Genomic DNA, 18,335 nt, shown 5'->3' with positions numbered 1-18,335 from the left:
ACCACTTCCTTTATGAGAAACGTTCTGGTACAAAGCGGTCCAATGAAATACTTGGATTCTGTTTAACAGCCAAGTCTGCAACAGCCTTTGCCGTCACCGCACTAAGTAAGATCCCATTTCGATAATGACCCGCCGAAAAAATGATGCGCTCTGCGCTTTGCAGCCGGCCGATTAACGGATACCCATCTTGAGTGGCTGGTCTTAACCCTGCCCATTGATGGAAAGGTGTTTCCTCTTTTAAGAAAGGGAGCATCCGGTAGTTCCAATTCGTTAAACGATTAATTCCTTTTTCCGTAACACTGGTCTCAAACCCTGCTATATCTTCTGAGGCACCGTTTACAAGCGTCCCATCTGCTTTTGCTACCAAGTACCCTTGACTCGAGTAGATAATGTGCCTGATTCGCTCTGGTGCAAGATTGTAAGCACATATTTGTCCACGAATTGGATAGATTGGAATGTTCAAAGAGAGTAGCTCTTCAAATTCCTTAGCCCACGCACCTGATGAAATCACAAGTTGATCTGCTTCGAACACTCGCCCATCCTTAGAACGGACGAGGACGCCTGATTCCCACTCCTCAAGCGTAAGCTCACCAAGGTGATTGTAAAGCGCTACTCCTGTTCGCTCACATGCTTTCTCTAATGCCCTCACATAGTCCGGGGCATATACATGACTCTCCTCCGGGTAGTGTATTGCACCAATAACTTCATCAGATAACTCTGGCTCTAGCTTCTTAGTTTGAGCTCCTGTTAGAATATGTGCCTCTACCCCAAATTCTTTTTGCCAGCCTTTGCGGGTTGATAATGATAACAAATCTGCTTCGTGGTACACACAGTGTAAGCTTCCCGACTCTGTATATTCAAATGAAGATTCGGATGCAGCTTTCACCTCTTGTTGCCACTTTGGAAATATTCGTAAGCTCGAAAGGCATAATTTAAAAAAATCATCCGGATCTTCACCGATTTCCGAATAAGGCGCAAGCATTCCGGCAGCTGCACCGGATGCCTGACCACCAAATGCCTGTACTTCAAGAACCGTAACATCTAATCCTCTCATGCGTAACTCAAAGGCTGTTGCCAGCCCAATGACGCCTCCACCTAATACAATGATGTGTTCTGCCATGTATGATCACACTCTCTATTTAACAATATACTCCTCAAATTGACTACTTGCTGTTGCATACGGTTTTTTAGGAATACGACCTGCTTTAAATGACATTCTACCTGCCTGTATAGCGAGCTTCATCGCCTCTGCCATTCGCACGGGATCTTTGGCCCGAGCAACTGGTGTATTCATTAATACACCATCCACGCCTAGTTCCATCGCTTGAGTAATGTCACTTGCAGATCCCAGTCCCGCGTCAACGATAATGGGTACATTTGCCTCTTCGACAATTAATCCAATGTTATACGGATTAAGGATACCTAGTCCTGTTCCAATAGGTGAACCTCCTGGCATAACCGCTGCTGCTCCCGCTTCTTCTAAATGCTTTGCTAGAATTGGATCATCTGATGTGTATGGTAGAACCGTAAACCCTTCTTTTACAAGTGTTTCTGTTGCTTTTAATGTTTCAATTGGATCGGGCAATAATGTTTTTTCGTTTGCACTAATTTCAACTTTAATCCAATCACTAATTCCTGAAGCTCTTGCAAGTCGGGCGATTCGAACCGCTTCCTCTGCGTTACTAGCGCCAGATGTATTCGGCAAATAGGTAAATGACGTTTGATCTAGATGTTGTAAAATCGCATCTTCTCCTGGATTTTCAAGATTCACACGACGAATAGCAAACGTGAGAATCTCAGCTTCAGCCGCTCGAATTGCCTCATTTTGAACAAATGGGTTTGGATACCTTCCCGTCCCTAACAGAAATCGGGATGAGAACTCACGACCAGCTATAACAAGTTTGTCTTTTTTCAAATCAACCGCCTCCTACAAAATGAACCAACTCGATTTTCATACCATCCTGAAGCTGCTTTGCTCCTCGCTCTTCTCTTGAAATAATCTCTCCATCTACTTCCGTGACAATAAGCTCAGGTTCTAGTTTGTATTGAATCACCAGATCTTCAAGTGTTTGGCCTTCAAAGCTGATGCTCTGTCCATTCACATTAATGCTCATGATTGCTCCTCCATGATTGAAATAATCTCTTCACAACGTGCTCTCACGTCCGTTGCCTCTACGATTTCAGTGATCATACATACACGTTTAGCACCAGCGGCCATTACTTCTTTTAGATTATGGCGTTTAATTCCACCAATCGCGACGTAGGGAATCGTTATATCCGTCTCAATTTGTTGAATATAAGACGTAGTAACTGGATCAACAACATCCTCTTTGCTATTTGTCGGGAAAATAGGGCCGACACCGATATAATCCGCTCCGCCTTCTTCTGCTTTTTTCGCTTCTTCCAGTTTATGAGTAGAGATCCCAATAATCATATCAGGGCCTACAATTTTCCTCACGTCAGCGAGAGGTAGATCATCCTGTCCTACATGAATCCCATCAGCCTCGACTGCTAAAGCAACATCAATGTGATCATTCACGATAAATGGAACATCGTATTTTTTCGTAAGCTCACGTAGCTTATGAGCTTTTTTTAATACCTCAAGCTTACTACTCTTTTTGTCTCGAAGCTGAATAATATCGACTCCACCAAGAATCGCCTGTTCCATGACGTCAACAAGCTCCTTGCCAGGATGAAATTCTTCTCCTGTAATGGCATATAAACGAAAATCTTTCATGTGAAATTCCTCCTATACACAATAAAAAACCGTATCCAACGATGGAATACGGCTAACTCTTACTTGTGCTCATTAGTCGACTTTCCTACGCTGGCATCACCCAGATCAGGTACAAGGGTAAAAGGATTTCTCCTAATTCTCAGCCTATGAAGGCACCCCTAGTCTTTATCATGTTCAATTTAGTTTAGTATGACAGAAACTAGACTTCTTGCAAAGGGATTCGCTTAATATAAGTGAAAGATCGAACCATCTTCTGTACGAATCAGTTTCTTCTTAACACTTCCTACGAGGAGCCACTTGCCGTCTGATGAAAGCTCAAGCGGTTCTTGTTTATCGAGTTGACCAAGCTTTGTATATGAATCTTCTTTTAAATCATACATAAGTAAATCAAAAGCATCCTTGTATGTTACATAATCTGCTGAATATCTTGGACTCAAATAGTAAAAACGATCAAGTAACCCATCAAATGCGTAGGAAGTAATCCACCAGTGCTCCGAAAACGTATTTAGGATTGGAATCGTTAAGGAACCCAGTTTATGTATACCATCCCTAAACTCATACTTGATCTCGTCAGCTTGAAGTTCTTTGTATTTTACAAACATTGAACGGTCTTGAAATAAGCTTGAAAAATAAAGGGCCGAACCGATTCCATCCTTCGTTTGATTCGTTGTGAGATTATACTGCTGAAGAGGAGCTTCAACCGAGGGGATCATACTCCAATTTAAATAGGTAACCGTGTCTTCTGTTGACCATTGTATAAAGTTACTTTCAATTCCCGTCTTATTAACGGTCATCGCTTCAAGATCGATATGGTAGACCTCTTGTTTCCAGTCAGGTTGAAACGCAACCGCCATAAACTCTGTTGAATGATAAGGACTCCAAAAAATCGAATAATCGTCTGCTGAAAGATCTGGATCAATCTTCACGTCTCCGGATTTATTTAAAATGACGAGTTCAGCTTGACCTTGATCATTAAGTGTTTGTAAGGCGAACAGTGATTGATCGTTATTTACATCTAAGCGATGAAAATGCTCAGACTCCAAAACATCATAAAATAATTCATCCTCACCAGTAAAAACATTGTGCGTAAACAAATCAAATGAATTTCCTTCTGACAAAAGGTATACCAGCGTTTGTTCATCATACCAGCCAATCACTTCCAATTGATCATCCTTTGCAACTTCAATCGGATAAATTGTATCGCTACTGACTGGATTACTTGAAGACACTGGGGCTTCATCTGTTTGACAGCCACCTACAACAAGTAGTAATACGATACTAGTACATACCTTTTTCATGACCGGGCCACCTTTTTATCTATCTCTATCCTTATTATGACATGTCTACTTTCTTCCTCTCAACTTCTTTTTAAAAGGAATGTAAAAAAAGCTGAAGAGGAAAAAGTATCCTCTTCAGCTTATATCGGTCTTACATTGAAATAAATCGAGATCCAGCAATCCCCGGATTTGTCATTTCTTCCGGATTAAGAATTTCATTCAGCTCTTCCTCTGATAAGATACCTCGCTCTAAACAAATTTCTCGAACGGGGCGGCCTGTTTGAATGGCTTCCTTTGCAATTCTTGTCGCTACTTCATATCCTACATGTGGATTGATAGCTGTGACAATCCCTACACTGCCTTCCACAAGACCTAGACATCTTTCAACGTTAGCCGTTATTCCTTCAATGGCATATTCTCTAAAGACGCGCATGCCATTATCGAGAATGGAGAAGGATTGTAATAAGTTAAATACCAATACTGGTTCCATTACATTCAACTCAAGCTGTCCTGCTTCCGAAGCGAGTGAAATGGTGTGATCATTTCCAATCACTTGGAATGAGAGTTGGTTAATGACCTCACACATTACCGGATTCACTTTCCCCGGCATGATGGACGATCCTGGTTGACGAGGTGGAAGATTGATTTCGTTAAATCCGGTTCGCGGACCAGAGCTCATTAGACGAATATCATTTGCCATCTTCGAAAGGTTAATCGCAAGGATTTTAAGTGCACTTGAAACCTCCGTATAAGCATCGGTGTTTTGAGTCGCATCTACTAAATTTTCAGCTTTACAAAATGGGTGTCCTGTAATATCAGCTAAATAGTTTGAAACCTTATCGATATATTCAGGCAGGGCATTTAAGCCTGTTCCGACTGCTGTTGCTCCCATATTCACTTCATACAGGTGACCCACAGAGCGCTTGATTCGGTTCAAATCTCTCATGAGAACACGCTTATAGGCTCCAAATTCTTGTCCTAAACGAATCGGCACAGCGTCCTGTAGATGAGTTCTTCCCATTTTTAAGACAGAATCAAATTCCTTTTCCTTTATTTCCATAGCCCCAATTAAGCGTGATAATGAATCCTGAAGCTGATGAGCTAGGTGTAAACTCGCAATATGAATGGCTGTAGGAAAGGCATCATTTGTCGATTGAGCCATGTTTACATGAGTGTTAGGGCTCACTTTAATATACTCACCTTTTTCGCCACCCATAATTTCAATTGCACGGTTTGCAATGACTTCATTTGCATTCATGTTAAAAGAAGTACCTGCCCCACCCTGAATGGAATCGACAATGAATTGATCAACCCATTGCCCATTAATGATCTCATCTGATGCTTGAATGATCGCTTCAGCAATCTTCGGCTGAAGAACGCCAACATCACGGTTCGCCATAGCCGCTGCTTTTTTCACGTAACCAAATGCACGAATGAGCTCCGGATGTGGTGGATAGCCTGTAATCGGGAAATTCTCCTTTGCCCTCATGGACTGAATCCCATAGTATGCATGCTTTGGTACTTCTTTTTCACCTAATAAATCACGTTCAATACGATACTCCATATTTGTATAAATCTCCTTTAATTTGCGATAACCTTCTTAACATAATCTATGTGTAACAGGCTTCTATGCTTTCCGCTTTGCCTCTTTAGCAATCCAGGCAGCCCCAACTATTCCAGCATCATTTCCAAGTTCAGCAATCTTAATATCGGCTGCTTCCTTTACTCGCTTAAGGACAAACTTCGAGTATGTATCATTTAACGGATTGAGTAACGTTTGCCCACCCTTTGACACACCGCCACCAATAACAATACGACTTGGATTTAAAGTATTTGCTAAATTCGCGATAGCGAACCCTAAATAGTACATACTTTTTTCAACAACTGCAGTAGCACAAGCGTCTCCAGCATCAGCTTGTTCAATGACAGCGCGTGCAGATAGTGTTCCCTCTTGTTCAAACGCTTTTAGCGAGCTTTCAGGATGCTGTGGAAGGAATTCTAAAGCAAGCTGAACAATTCCTGTTGCAGAGGAAACGGTCTCTAAGCAACCCGTTTTCCCGCAGTTACAAGGTCTGCCACCTTCAGGGATAGAAGTAATGTGACCTAATTCACCAGCCATTCCATTCGCTCCATGTAGAATCTGACCATTCGAAATCACACCTCCACCAACACCTGTCCCAAGTGTAATGAATAGCACGTCCCGAGCTCCATCTCCAGCCCCTTGCCACATCTCTCCTAAAGCGGCAATATTCGCGTCATTGTCAACAGACACCGGAATGCCAAGCTGCTTCTCTAATTCCTCTTTAAGCGCAAAGTCTTTCCAACCAATGTTAATCGCTTCGTAGACAAAACCTGTTTCCATCTCTAAAAATCCCGGTGCTCCCACTCCGGCTGCACCAAGTTGATCAATGCCTTTACCTAATGTAGAAAGTTTTTCTTGGATGGATTTGCCAATATCTTGAACAACCATCACTCCGCCTTGATCTGTATTGGTTGGAATCTCCCATTTTTCTAGGATTGCCCCATCTTCCGTTATAAAAGAAAGCTTTACTGTTGTTCCTCCAATATCAATTCCCGCTAACCATTGTTCAGTACCCATGTTTATCCCCCTTATTATAGCTTGCTTTTTTCTTTCATAATTATGGCCATGGCCTGACTAAATTCTTGAGTTGAAAACAATCCAGATAATTTGAGAGACCTAATCTCCTCAGTTAATAAAGTAAGGTCTAATTCTCGGTCACCTGTGTATATAAACGTTCCATATGTTTTCATCTGCTGTAATAAATCGTAATACGTGTTCATAAGCCACCTCTATTTTATTATAACAGCTTAAAGACTGTCACGAATAGTAACCAAATAAGAGGGACAAAGGAAATATAGGCAAACCTCCATAATTTTTGGAGGATATGTTGTTGAACAATGAGTCCAATTGTCATTGAACAGAGAAAAAAGAATGACATTAAAAAAGTGAAGAAGGTTTTATATCCGATGACTCCCCACTGAAACCCAATCAAGCAAAACAATGCGGCAAGCAGCAACACGATTATTTTGTCATTAGGAGGAAAAAATCCGTAAATCGGATGAAAACGTGTAATGATTGAAATGACCACAAGGATACAACAAATAGCCAGAAAGAAATCAATAAAACCAAAGCTAAATATGGATGGCAGGATCGCTCCAATAAACATGCCTACATACGTACAAACAAGAAAGATCCCTGTTAATAGGAACAACTGTACAAATGGTGGAAGGACTCTTGGACCGGCGAGCAAGCCCCCAACCGCAAAGCCTATTGAAAATACAAATAAACTTATGGTAAAAAAGATTAACATCGCATGTGTCTCCTTTCACAAAGTACAAACGTATATGATATGTTTATGTAGACGAAAGTAAAAAGAGGACAATCAATCTTATTGGAGGCCAGTCATCATGAAAAAAGTTAATGACATTCTAGAAGAAGCCATATACGGAAAGCCCGAAATTCGACCACAGGAAAGAAAGCTTTTTCTTTCTACCATTCTTGAGCGGATACATGTTGCGCTTACTGTAAAACAAGTTGTATCGGGAAATGAATATACTGAGGTAGCCGCAGCGATGAACACACAAAAAGATGTCCACCTGTATATTAATGGACACCTTTCTTATCAATTTTATTCTCGCTATACGAAGCTTGCAGCAAAAGCAAATGTACCTTATACCATCGTTACACCAACGGAGTCTACTCCTATTGGACTTGTAGTGGCAAATGCGTCACATGCTATACAACCACCAACTACCTCTGTTTTTATCGAAGATTCATTATATGAAAAAGACATGGCCCCATTTAACCAAGATTAACGATCGGGATCACGTGGGTGTAAAACAGTAGGACGTCTATTTTTTAACGGCATTGGCGCTCTAAAGACTACATCACGCATTGCACGATAGTCAAAAGGAATGAGTGGCCACATGTAGGGAACATTCATGACTTTCATACTACAAAGAAGAATGACCCATAGGGTAACAGCTATTACGTAGCCACTTACTCCAAATACAGAAGCTAAAAGCAAAAACACCACTCGCATGATTCGATTCGCCAGGCTTAATTCATAGCTTGGCGTAGCAAATGTTCCGATTGCTGCCATTGATAAATAAAGGACAACTTCAGGAGAAAACAATCCGACATCAATAGCGACTTGTCCAATTAGGAGAGCTGCAACTAAACCAAGCGCTGTAGCGAGTGCTGTAGGGGTATGAATAGAGGCCATTCGGAGCATCTCAATCCCAACCTCTGCTATGAGAAATTGAACGATGAGAGGAATTTGACCATTTGATTCCGTCCCTATAAACGAGAGCGCTTGGGGAAGTAAATCAGGCTGGATGGCTAGAATATACCACAATGGTAAAAGAAATAACGATGACCATACAGCTGTAAATCGGACAAGTCGTTGAATGGCCCCTACAATTGGCTTTTGTCTATACTCTTCAGCATGCTGAAGATGGTGCCAGAAGCTTGTTGGCGTAATGATCGCGCTTGGTGATCCATCTACCAAAACAATCAGGTGCCCCTCGTATAAATGCGTGGCACTAACATCCGGTCGCTCTGTATAGCGTACAAGTGGGTACGGATTGTAATGCTGACCAAAAACATACTCTTCAATCGATTTATCTGCCATCGGTAAGCCATCGGTTTCTATTGCTTGAAGAGCACTATGAATGTGTTCTACGTAGGAAGGATCTGCAATGTCCTCTATGTACAATATGGCTAGATCCGACTTTGAACGACGTCCCACTTTCACATACTTCACACGCAATGTCTTGTCTCTGACTCGTCTACGGATTAATGCCGCATTCATGACAATCGTTTCAACAAAGCCATCCTTTGAGCCTCTTATGACTTGCTCAGTATCTGGCTCCTCAGGTGAACGAACCGGGTACTCACGCGTATCCATAATAATAGCAAAAGAGAATCCTTCAACGATTAATGCACAAGGACCCGCTAACACTTCTTCGATCACTTGATCTAAATCCTTAGCTTTTGAAAGTTCAACGTATGGTATCACTTGTTCCATTAAGACGTCTTCAAATCGGTCTATTTCTTGCTCATGCCTATCTAAATAATGGAGTTGTTTTTGAATTTCGGTGATTGCAGCATCCTTACCAAACCCATCTACAAGAATAAGAGCCATTTTACGATTGGCATGCTTCAATTCAAGGCAAATTAAATCAAAGCTCTCGTCAATGGCTAATTCTTTTTTTAGATATGCAAGATTTTCATTATAGTCTGCAGAAAACTCAGTACCTGTTCGTTCCATCCTTCTTCACCCCTGTTCTTACACATTATTCGCAACAGTTGCAAAGAACATGTATGAGCAAGGTAGAATTCTACGAACTTTCTTCTATTTGTTTTTGAAGCTCTAGATACATTTGTTCATCCGGTTCAATTGAAATAGCTTCATCAATTAACGATTTAGCTTCTTCTGTGTTTCCTTCAAGTGCATAAGCAAGAGCTAAGTTGTAGATTGCTTCATGAAATTCTGGCCTTATACGTATCGCTTCTTCAAGTAGTGGAATCGCTTCAGCGTTTTGGTTTTGATTTAAATAAATATACGCAAGATAAAATGGCACCTCAGGAAGTTCTTCTTCAGAAGTTTGTGCTCGTTCTAGAAAAGGTATGGCTTCATCTAAGTTCCCCTGGTCAATATACTCTGCAGCAATTTGTAGATCCGTTTGGGCGTGATTGGAAGGGAACTGATTTCCAACTAGCCATAATGTTGCGGCGACCACGACAATACCTATTCCCGCACCGTAACGAATCCAAAATCCCTTCTGTGAAGGCAATTTAACAAGGCCCGCTGCCAAAAACCCGCCTGCAAGTCCACCTAAGTGTGCTCCCATGTCAATTCCTTGTACGACAAATCCAAACACCAAATTGATAACGAGAATGACGATGACATTTTGTCCCATGGTCCTGAAGAAGAGTTCTCGATGAATCAAACCAAAGTATAATAAAGCACCAAAACAACCAAAGATTGCACCAGATGCACCAGCAGATACAGCCCCCATAAAAGCAAAACTAGCGAGAGAACCGATCAAACCAGCAATCATATAAATGAACAGAAATCGTATGGATCCATAAATGCGTTCAACTAACGTTCCTAAAAAGTAAAGAGCTAATCCATTCATCATTAAATGGAAAAAACCTATATGCAAAAACATGGCACTAAACAAACGCCACCATTCGCCCTCCATAATGAGTGGGTTGTATTTTGCTCCCCATTGAATAAGATTTAATGTGTTTGTACTACCGCCTGCATATTCCAACCAGAAGTACATGAGAACAATGGCAGTAAGCATTACATATGAAACAATTGGTTTTCCTCTTGAAAAGGTTTGTTTCTCTTGATTCTCCTTCTTCTCAACAGAAGCTCGAACAGCTTGTTTATAATAGGTTATATCTTTTTCGTATTCTTCTTCGGCTTTTGATTCAGGCTCAGGTAATTCGAGCGGAATGTGATTAGGCGTAACCTGATACCCCTCTGTTCCTTGTTCAATCAAGTAACAACTCATATGTACCTTTCCATTTGGGTGATTCATCTGCCGTTTGAAAAGGTGCTCCCAATCATCAACGGGAGGTAAAACGGCTACATACACATTGTCAGCCGCTATTGTTTTCCAGCGTAGTTGAGTTCTAAGTCCATCTAACTTCGCAAAAGACGTTTCCATGTTTTGTTTTAGCTGATTCGACCAATCATAATCAGCGCGAACCAAACGAATAACCTTTTTATTCAATTCATTTGCAAGCCACACTTCATTTGTTTGCAGGGATATGACACGATGGTGTTGCTTCATCGCAAATGAATGAACTATTTTCCAAAAATAAGCATCTTGTTTTATTACATTCATGGCTGCACTCCCTACTTAAGCATTTAGGTATGTATCCAGTATATCAAGATATTATAGTAAGACCCCACTCATAACACTTAAAAAAAGCCCGACATCAAGTACGTCGGACTTTTATCTTATTCAACAGATGGTACTTGGCTTTGATGAAATACAATTCCTGAAAGCTTATTCCGGATAAATGGAATTTTAAGTGCGAAATGAATGATCATTCGGCGCAAGAAAGGATATTTAAAAACACCATTTATGACACGATATCGGTTTGCAACTGTAAGATAAATGGCTAACACAACAGTTATAGCTGTTAATGCATTTCGGATGTGAATCTCCTCCTTTCCCTTACGTTATGAAGAAAAGAGGCTTTTTATCCAATCTAACACTTTATTTAATTACCGATATAACGACTAAATAAACTTTTTGCTCGATTAATCTCTTCCGTACCCTGAACAAGCACACGTCCGTCAGGGAATATAACAAATCGTTCACCCTCATGTAGAGAAACTCGGATAAGAAATGGGGTTTTCTTAACGTCTTTGGCGATTGGTTTTAATCGATTACTCCATTCCTCTAAGTCCATTTGGAAACCACGATTAATTTGGACGGTTTCCCTTCCACACATGGTTGTCGCTTCGTCAGTTGATCGTTCAAGATGAACAAATGACTTTTGCTGACAAGTGGGGCAATTTGTTTTCGGTTTTGCAATCGAAATCTGATGCTGACGATTATTCCAGACATCGATTGAGACTAAAGCACGGCGAAGTTTTTCATGTTCACCCGTTATCCACTTTAAAACCTCCACGCATTGCATAGAAGCCACAATATCTACGATCGGACTAATGACACCAATAGTATCACATGTATCGCCACTTGAGGTATCAGATTGGATTAAACAAGACAAACAAGCAGTCTCACCAGGGATAAAAAGGCTAGTTAAACCATTAGCTCCTACTACGCCACCATAGGCAAACGGAACCCCCATCTTATAACAAGCATCATTTAAAAGGAAACGTGTCTGGAAGTTATCTGTTCCATCTAACACAACATCAATTCCATCCATGAATTCCATTACATTTGTTGGATTCACGTCCGCCACTATTGCTTCAATCTGAATCGTTGAATTAATGGATTGCAGCTTTTGTTTTGCAGCTTCAGCTTTAGGAATGTGCATTTCTACATCATGTTCATCAAATAACATTTGTCTTTGCAGATTGCTCATTTCCACGTAGTCACGATCAACCATGCGTACATGTCCTATCCCCGCACGAACAAGGTGGTTTGCAATGGCTGTGCCTAGTGCTCCCACCCCAACAATAAGAACAGCTGATTTGGAGAGCTTATCCTGCCCCTCACTTCCTATTCCTGAAAAAAGCATTTGTCTTGAATACCGTTCATACATCTTATCCAATCCATTCACTCCACTCTACAAAATCATATAAGCAAAACCAGCTCCAGTTACTGCACCCATTACTGTACAGAGAGCATTTACCGTATCATTTGTGACCCACTTAAGGCCACTTCTATGTTTGGTCTCTTGCTCGCAATGAACGAGACGTTCGGTTGTTTCTCCACAAACCTCACATGTATAAGTCACCTGTATGGTTGCACCAAAAATGGTGTCAGCCAAGTTGCCAACAAATCCTGCCACAATAATCCCACATATGATCGGAAATTGCCAAGTAAACGAATCCCACGTAAATAACATGGCGCTCAATGCAATAAAGGCGGCCCCAGCAAATGCAGCGATTGTCCCTAATGGACTCACCGCTCCAGACGTACCTGCTTGAACCCGTTTAAAGCTTAGTACATGAAACGGATTAGACTTATTTAATTTTCCAATTTCAGAAGCCCATGTGTCAGAATTAGCAGCAGCAAGACTAGCAATAAAGGCAGCCTGATAAATGGCTGATGGATTAAAAGCATGCAATAATGAGATAAGTGCTGCTACTCCTCCATTTGCTAAAACCTGATAGGCGTCTCGTTGACTGCCTTTTTCCTCGATTAATCCCTCACGCTTCGGTTTAAAAATAGAACTTAACGCAGAAGAACTAATAAAAAAAGCACCTAATACAACCAATCCGTTTATGCCAAGTCCATAACTGATAAAAAACCCTACAAAAACAGCTGTGATAGCACCTGATTTCGTTAATTTTTTCAGTTTAAAAGCAGACCACGCGAGAAAAATAACAACGAGGGCTAGAATCACATTCATTTTAATACACCTCCCGGAACCAGAAGATGAGAGATCGCTTGATCGTGTGTTTCGATTGGTAGAGATGATACTAATTGCTCTTGAAAGAGTAACGAAACCGTTGTCCCCTGAAAAGACGGCAAATATCGGTCATAGTATCCGCCACCAAAACCAATTCTGTAACCTTCCTTTGTATACGCAACACCAGGAACAATCATTAAGTCAATATCGGTCGGAGTTTGTATGGTTGCCTCAGAGGGTTTAGGTTCTTTTAAGCCTAACACGGTCTCTTCAAGTTGTGAAAAATGATGAATAAGATAAAAGTCCATTTGTTTTGATTCTTGTTTAATACGAGGAAGCACAACTTGTTTACCTTGTTTCCATGCCTCATGAATGATAGGAATGGTATCAACCTCAGGAAATCTTGATATCGTTAGCGCGATGCAATGCGCTTCCTGCCAATAAGCCTCCTTATAGAGGCTACTCGCCATTTGACTGGACTGCATCTGATAATCAGTTTGGGTTAGCAATGAAAGGGTATGTAGAACGGACTGACGAATCTCACGTTTATCTCGATTCATGAATCTAACGCCCTCTTTCGTATGAAGTCAAAAAAAAATAAGCGGCGAAAATCGCCTGCTTATTTTGTCTCGCGGTGAAGTGTGTGGCGCTTAAGGCGCGGGCTATACTTTTTAAGCTCAATACGTTCAGGGTTTGTTCGCTTGTTTTTAGAAGTGATGTACGTACGATCACCAGTTTCCGTGCAAGCAAGAGTAACTTGTACACGCATAAATTTATCCCTCCAAACATTCCTTACTTTCTTTCATACTTGATTATGATAGCAAATCAAAGAGCAGGAATCAAGTGTTTTTTCTTTACAGTTTATCCCGATTATTTTAGGACATCTGTTTGTACACTGTGATGAGCCTCTTCAAGACCCATTAAACTCTCATGATGCAGCACCCACATGTTCCCTTTTATTTCTTGATGAGGCTTCATATCCGCATTCATAATGATCAGACTTTCTGCAGAACCGCTAGCAAGTGGAGAAAACAAAGCCGTCCCTGTTGCTTCATTCCAATTCTTTTCGTAAGAACCTGCTTCATAACGAACTTGAATGTCGTCCTCAAACCTTGCAGCAACTAACGTACTCATATGTTCCTGGTGATGAATCAGTGCTCGTTCCTCAGGTACATAAAAAGTCAGTGCATCCTCACGATCAGGAATGAGCGGCTGCTGGTGAATAAGAAGTTTAAAGGAAGTATGCTGCTCTGATTGATTCTTAATACTTAATGTTCGTACAAATCCGTTGTCATGCTGATTCGTGCGGTCGAATGCAGTGATTAGAAGATGCATTCCGCGATGATACGCATGGCTCACTAACAATTCATTTTTTTGATAATACCCAGGAAATAAATCCCATTCACTTGTTGAAAACCACGAGGTGCCTTTGTCTGTCCAAATTCCAAGTCTTGTTTTTGGAGATAACAAATCCTCTTTATGCGTAAGCATCGTTTGTCGATTCGAGCCAATTTTTAATTGGCCATCCATGCTGAATGTAGACTGATGAAATGGCGAATGAGGAACAGAGCTTTGAGATACTAACCTCTTTTCTTCTGTCCAGAGAAATTGTTCAGATCGTATTGGGTCCATTTGAGACGCTCCTTTTTAGGTAGTAGAAATGACTTGTTCACTCATCACTTCTTTTATTTGTTCTAGTGTATAATCCGCTGTTCGTTTCCAAGAGTATCCTTCTGCAACCAGTGCAGCTTGCTCTGCCATTTTAGTTCTTTCTATCGGTTCCTCAATGAGTCGAACGATCTGCTGGGCTAATTCGTTCACGTTACCAGGTTCAAATAATAAGCCGTTCTCTTTGTGGATAATTAATTCCTTTAATCCACCAACACTTGAGGCAATAACGGGTTTGCCTACACTCATTGCTTCTAGCGCAGAGAGTCCAAATGGCTCGTATAGACTTGGAACTACCACGATGTCCGCTTCCTCAAGTTGTGCTAAACATTCAGTAGCTTGCAAAAATCCTTTAAAAGATACATGCTTTGTCAGTTTAAGTGACTCTGTTAATTGAGATAGTCGATCATAATAAGGTCCTTCTCCAGCGAGCTGCAATTGAATATCATATCCTCTTTTCTTTAATAGCTGCATCGCTTCTAGCAGAAACTGAAACCCTTTCTCTGGAACAAGTCTACCGAAGCTAAAAAGGTTTACAGTTGGACTGCATGCGCGGCTCCCAACTTTCTCTGAAAACCGTGAAGCATTTGGAATGATCGACAACTTTGACTTTACTACTCTATATTGCGAATTCAACTCATGTTTCATTGATTCACTACATACAATGATTCGTTTAGCTTCATGCATTAATCGTTCTTCTTTTGCTTTGATTAAGACTTGCCTTTGATTTAACTTTCCTTTCATTCTCCCTTGCTCGGTTGCATGGATGGTTGCGATTATTGGTATTTGTAGCTTTTGTTTTAAACCAATGGCCGCCACACTGACTAACCAATCATGAGCATGAATCAAATCAATATGATGCCTTTTAGCCAGCTCTTCACCAGCCTTTACCATGGCGAAGTTCAACCCGCCGATCCAATCATGGAAGCTCGGAGCATGAGGCTGCAAGCTTTGAACTCGATGCACGTGGACGCCTTCTACTTTTTCATAAGAAGGTAAGCCATCGACATAACTTGTAACTACATGTACAATGACGTCTTTTTTTGCTAAAGCAACAGCGAGGTTTGATACATGAATGGATAACCCTCCAGCCGTAATTGGTGGGTACTCCCATGTTAAAAGTAAAACAGATGGTAGATTCGTTCTTATGTTCCTGTTTCGATTAACATTCAGCTGGTGCGTTAAAAAAGCATCTCCCTTTAAATTCATTAAAAACGGGTACGCTTTTTCATATCGAGTGACCTCAGCTGGCGTAACGTTGTCAGTTAAAAAAGCTGTAAGCAATTGATTAAAGCGTTTTTCGTGTTCTCTTACACGTGAGATGGCATACTCAGTAGCCGTATCCCCATCTATGATGAACGCCCAATCACTACTTGTGGCTAACATCCACTCACGCTTGAGTTGGTTAAGAGCTCGTTTCTCAAGATCAGTCGCTTCCTCTTGATAGTGACTAACTAACATACATAGCGTTTCTTCCATCTGATGAAAAATTGGATAGACCCAAGAATTTTTCTCGTTGATCCAGACACTGCCATATCCATCTCTTCCCCATGTTGTAAAAGGGATGTCTACTGTCTCCAAATCTCTTACATGTGCTTCTAAGTAAAGCTCTGGTGTGATCCAATTGATTTGATCTTGAGATTGTTTAATCAAACACTCAATCCATGCTGGTCCTTCAAACCACCAATGTCCAAATAACTCTGCATCAAATGGTGTGACCATGATATATGGTGGAAAACATTGCGCTTTATACAGTTCAGCTTGCTCAGTTACTTTTTCAATAAAGTGATTGGCATGAGCAGCGATTCGTTCATCAGCCATCTTAGGGGAGTAAAATGCCTTCGTTTCACTTTGACCGGTCACTCGACTAAATTTAAGCCCAGTATCAAAGCGAATACCTTCAGGGTGCATATGTGGCTTTATGTATGACCACTCCCGCTCATAAGCAATGTCTCGGTAGAACTCTCTATACCATTCATCTCCTGGATATCCTTCTGTCGAGCTCCACACTTGCGCAGATAAGCTTGTATGCCTTGGAAAGAGTGCTACACCTTGTTTACTAAAAACAGGTGCGCCACTCCCCTTCTCAGGACGTGGATTTGCTTCTGTTAATGCATGCTCATCAACAAATGTATACTGAATTCCCTCTTCAGCAAGTACCTTGTCCACTCGATCATTAAAGGCGCACTCGGGTACCCAAAATCCTTTCGGTCTGAATTGAAAATGCTTTTCAAAACAACGTATTCCTTCTTGAATCTGTAGCCTTACCCCTTGCTCTGTTAAGAGATAGGGTAGGAAGGTGTGTGTTGCAGATGACGTAATACACGTTATCAGTCCTCTAAAATGAAGATCTTTAAAAGCTGAAAGTAATTGACCATTCCATTTTTTAATGAATTCTCGAATAAGTGAATATCTATGTTTGTAAAAAGCTAGTAAGTCGTCTGGAACTTGGTGCTGTTTCTGAAAACGAATTTCCTTTTTTAAAAGTCGCTCAACATTTTTTAAATAGCTTACAAATCGTTTCTGTAATAGTGAATCTGCTAACATTTCCATAAGCGGTGGCGAGAGTGAGAGCGTAACAGCATGAGCTTGGTTTGCTTGATCAATCGCATGGACGAGTGGAATATAGGATTCAGTTATCGCTTCAAATAACCAGTTTTGCTCTAAACGGTGATCCTCTTCATGTCTAACGTAAGGTAAGTGGGCATGAAGAATGAGTGAATAATACCCTTTATTCATTGCAGCTCTCCTCTCTATATTATTCGTAGATTGTATAGGCACTAAATTGATCTTGCCATTGGTCTATTCCTAGGTTTACTTGTTTCCAGTCCAGTGAGCTTGGCTCATTTTGAGCTAAGCTACTCCATGTTGGTGTATCAATTGTATTAGTCCGAAAGAGAGGGAGAAATTGATCTTTATTCTCTCCTACGCCAAACTCTGCCAGATAGGAACACCCTGAATCTAATTGATGGAAATGCCAGTTATCAGTCATCTCTGGCACCTCAACTTCGATAAATCGATTCGAATATCCATTAGAAAAGATAAGCTTTGTTACGTCATGTAAACGGATTTTCTTATGGAGCCGCCGCCATGACTCATTAAAATGGAGTGCTACCATATCCCTTGTTTCCTTTTGAATAACCCAATTCATCACAATACTTGTTGGACTTTGTACTAATAAGAAGGCTTGGTCAGAATGAACCCATACATTCGTTCTGTTCTTTGTAAGATCGGACGTCCCTTTACGCTTAAATAGGAAGGGTTTTGTTGTAGACTGTAATGAAAAAGACATAGAGCGTTTAAATTGGCCAGACAAGCGGTTCATCCCCCTTCTTATTTGAAACCGAATCTCGTTAATTGGTAGTTCCTAAATCATATCGCCTGCACGGATTCGGTACAAGAAGGGTAAATTGTCTTAATTTGTCTTACGTGTTGTAAGTAAAGCTAGGTCTATAAAAAAAGAAAAAGACTTTTCATATCTTCATTACTTGCATCATGAATATGTGACATTTCAACTAAATATCACTCTTTTCCTTAAAAAAATCGTTGATTCGATCGAAAT

19 protein-coding genes and 1 riboswitch are annotated in these 18,335 nt (G+C 40.8%); of the genes, 1 reads left to right on the top strand and 18 read right to left on the bottom strand.

Annotated features, from left to right (window positions below; genetic code table 11):
• Positions 1-10: 10 nt before the first annotated feature.
• The 9 genes from thiO to JNO66_RS01800 all read right to left on the bottom strand — a co-directional run bounded on the left by thiO (position 11) and on the right by JNO66_RS01800 (position 7,346).
• A complete protein-coding gene (gene thiO / locus JNO66_RS01840; RefSeq protein ID WP_203086495.1) occupies positions 11-1,120 on the bottom strand; it encodes a glycine oxidase ThiO in 1,110 nt (369 codons plus the stop codon).
• Positions 1,121-1,135: 15 nt separating this feature from the next.
• Positions 1,136-1,915, bottom strand: a complete 780-nt coding sequence (locus JNO66_RS01835; protein ID WP_203086494.1) for a thiazole synthase — start codon at positions 1,913-1,915, stop codon at positions 1,136-1,138.
• Between the two features lies 1 nt (position 1,916).
• Entirely contained in the window at positions 1,917-2,114 is a 198-nt protein-coding gene (thiS, locus tag JNO66_RS01830; protein WP_203086493.1) for a sulfur carrier protein ThiS, read from the bottom strand.
• Positions 2,111-2,737: a thiamine phosphate synthase gene (gene thiE / locus JNO66_RS01825; RefSeq protein ID WP_203086492.1), complete on the bottom strand. Its 627-nt coding sequence runs from the start codon at positions 2,735-2,737 to the stop codon at positions 2,111-2,113. Before thiE ends, thiS begins: the two co-directional genes overlap by 4 nt.
• Before the next feature lie 65 nt (positions 2,738-2,802).
• Positions 2,803-2,907: riboswitch (TPP riboswitch) on the bottom strand.
• 54 nt (positions 2,908-2,961) lie between these two features.
• On the bottom strand, positions 2,962-4,035 hold the full coding sequence (locus tag JNO66_RS01820) for a YqgU-like beta propeller domain-containing protein (RefSeq protein ID WP_203086491.1): 1,074 nt from the start codon (positions 4,033-4,035) through the stop codon (positions 2,962-2,964).
• Between the two features lie 130 nt (positions 4,036-4,165).
• The gene (aspA, locus tag JNO66_RS01815; RefSeq protein ID WP_203086490.1) at positions 4,166-5,578 is read right to left on the bottom strand and encodes an aspartate ammonia-lyase; all 1,413 of its coding nucleotides are present in this window, start codon (positions 5,576-5,578) and stop codon (positions 4,166-4,168) included.
• Between the two features lie 63 nt (positions 5,579-5,641).
• Entirely contained in the window at positions 5,642-6,613 is a 972-nt protein-coding gene (locus JNO66_RS01810) for an ROK family glucokinase (RefSeq protein ID WP_203086489.1), read from the bottom strand.
• Positions 6,614-6,627: 14 nt separating this feature from the next.
• Entirely contained in the window at positions 6,628-6,816 is a 189-nt protein-coding gene (locus JNO66_RS01805) for a YqgQ family protein (protein ID WP_203086488.1), read from the bottom strand.
• Between the two features lie 17 nt (positions 6,817-6,833).
• Positions 6,834-7,346 carry a hypothetical protein gene (locus tag JNO66_RS01800; RefSeq protein ID WP_203086487.1) on the bottom strand — a complete coding sequence of 171 codons (513 nt, stop codon included), beginning with the start codon at positions 7,344-7,346 and terminating at the stop codon, positions 6,834-6,836.
• Between the two features lie 97 nt (positions 7,347-7,443).
• Here JNO66_RS01800 and JNO66_RS01795 point away from each other — a divergent pair, with 97 nt between their 5' ends.
• A complete protein-coding gene (locus JNO66_RS01795; protein ID WP_210340742.1) occupies positions 7,444-7,851 on the top strand; it encodes a YueI family protein in 408 nt (135 codons plus the stop codon).
• Here the strand turns inward: JNO66_RS01795 and JNO66_RS01790 are convergent.
• From JNO66_RS01790 to JNO66_RS01750, 9 genes are all read right to left on the bottom strand, one after another.
• Positions 7,848-9,308 carry a spore germination protein gene (locus JNO66_RS01790; protein WP_203086486.1) on the bottom strand — a complete coding sequence of 487 codons (1,461 nt, stop codon included), beginning with the start codon at positions 9,306-9,308 and terminating at the stop codon, positions 7,848-7,850. The two genes, JNO66_RS01795 and JNO66_RS01790, sit on opposite strands and share 4 nt — an antisense overlap.
• A 70-nt stretch (positions 9,309-9,378) precedes the next feature.
• Positions 9,379-10,899 (bottom strand): rhomboid family intramembrane serine protease, encoded by a 1,521-nt coding sequence (locus tag JNO66_RS01785; protein ID WP_203086485.1) that lies wholly within the window; start codon positions 10,897-10,899, stop codon positions 9,379-9,381.
• Between the two features lie 382 nt (positions 10,900-11,281).
• Positions 11,282-12,292 (bottom strand): ThiF family adenylyltransferase, encoded by a 1,011-nt coding sequence (locus tag JNO66_RS01780; RefSeq protein WP_203087474.1) that lies wholly within the window; start codon positions 12,290-12,292, stop codon positions 11,282-11,284.
• Positions 12,293-12,316: 24 nt separating this feature from the next.
• The gene (locus JNO66_RS01775) at positions 12,317-13,105 is read right to left on the bottom strand and encodes a DUF92 domain-containing protein (protein WP_203086484.1); all 789 of its coding nucleotides are present in this window, start codon (positions 13,103-13,105) and stop codon (positions 12,317-12,319) included.
• Entirely contained in the window at positions 13,102-13,665 is a 564-nt protein-coding gene (locus JNO66_RS01770) for a 5-formyltetrahydrofolate cyclo-ligase (RefSeq protein WP_203086483.1), read from the bottom strand. The genes JNO66_RS01775 and JNO66_RS01770 overlap by 4 nt, the downstream gene beginning before the upstream one ends.
• Positions 13,666-13,724: 59 nt before the next feature.
• Positions 13,725-13,874: a 50S ribosomal protein L33 gene (gene rpmG / locus JNO66_RS01765; RefSeq protein ID WP_054712094.1), complete on the bottom strand. Its 150-nt coding sequence runs from the start codon at positions 13,872-13,874 to the stop codon at positions 13,725-13,727.
• Between the two features lie 101 nt (positions 13,875-13,975).
• On the bottom strand, positions 13,976-14,737 hold the full coding sequence (locus JNO66_RS01760) for a hypothetical protein (RefSeq protein ID WP_203086482.1): 762 nt from the start codon (positions 14,735-14,737) through the stop codon (positions 13,976-13,978).
• A gap of 15 nt (positions 14,738-14,752) precedes the next feature.
• Positions 14,753-17,512 (bottom strand): 1,4-alpha-glucan branching protein domain-containing protein, encoded by a 2,760-nt coding sequence (locus tag JNO66_RS01755; protein WP_203086481.1) that lies wholly within the window; start codon positions 17,510-17,512, stop codon positions 14,753-14,755.
• Positions 17,513-17,531: 19 nt separating this feature from the next.
• Complete coding sequence (locus tag JNO66_RS01750; protein WP_210340741.1) at positions 17,532-18,065, bottom strand: DUF4912 domain-containing protein; 534 nt, start codon at positions 18,063-18,065, stop codon at positions 17,532-17,534.
• Positions 18,066-18,335 lie beyond the last annotated feature (270 nt).

The organism is Alkalicoccobacillus gibsonii (assembly GCF_016798245.1).
GTDB classification, from domain to species: domain Bacteria; phylum Bacillota; class Bacilli; order Bacillales; family Bacillaceae_D; genus Alkalicoccobacillus; species Alkalicoccobacillus gibsonii.
The sequence above is the reverse complement of the archived record's forward strand: the minus strand, read 5'-3'. Positions and strand labels throughout refer to the sequence as shown.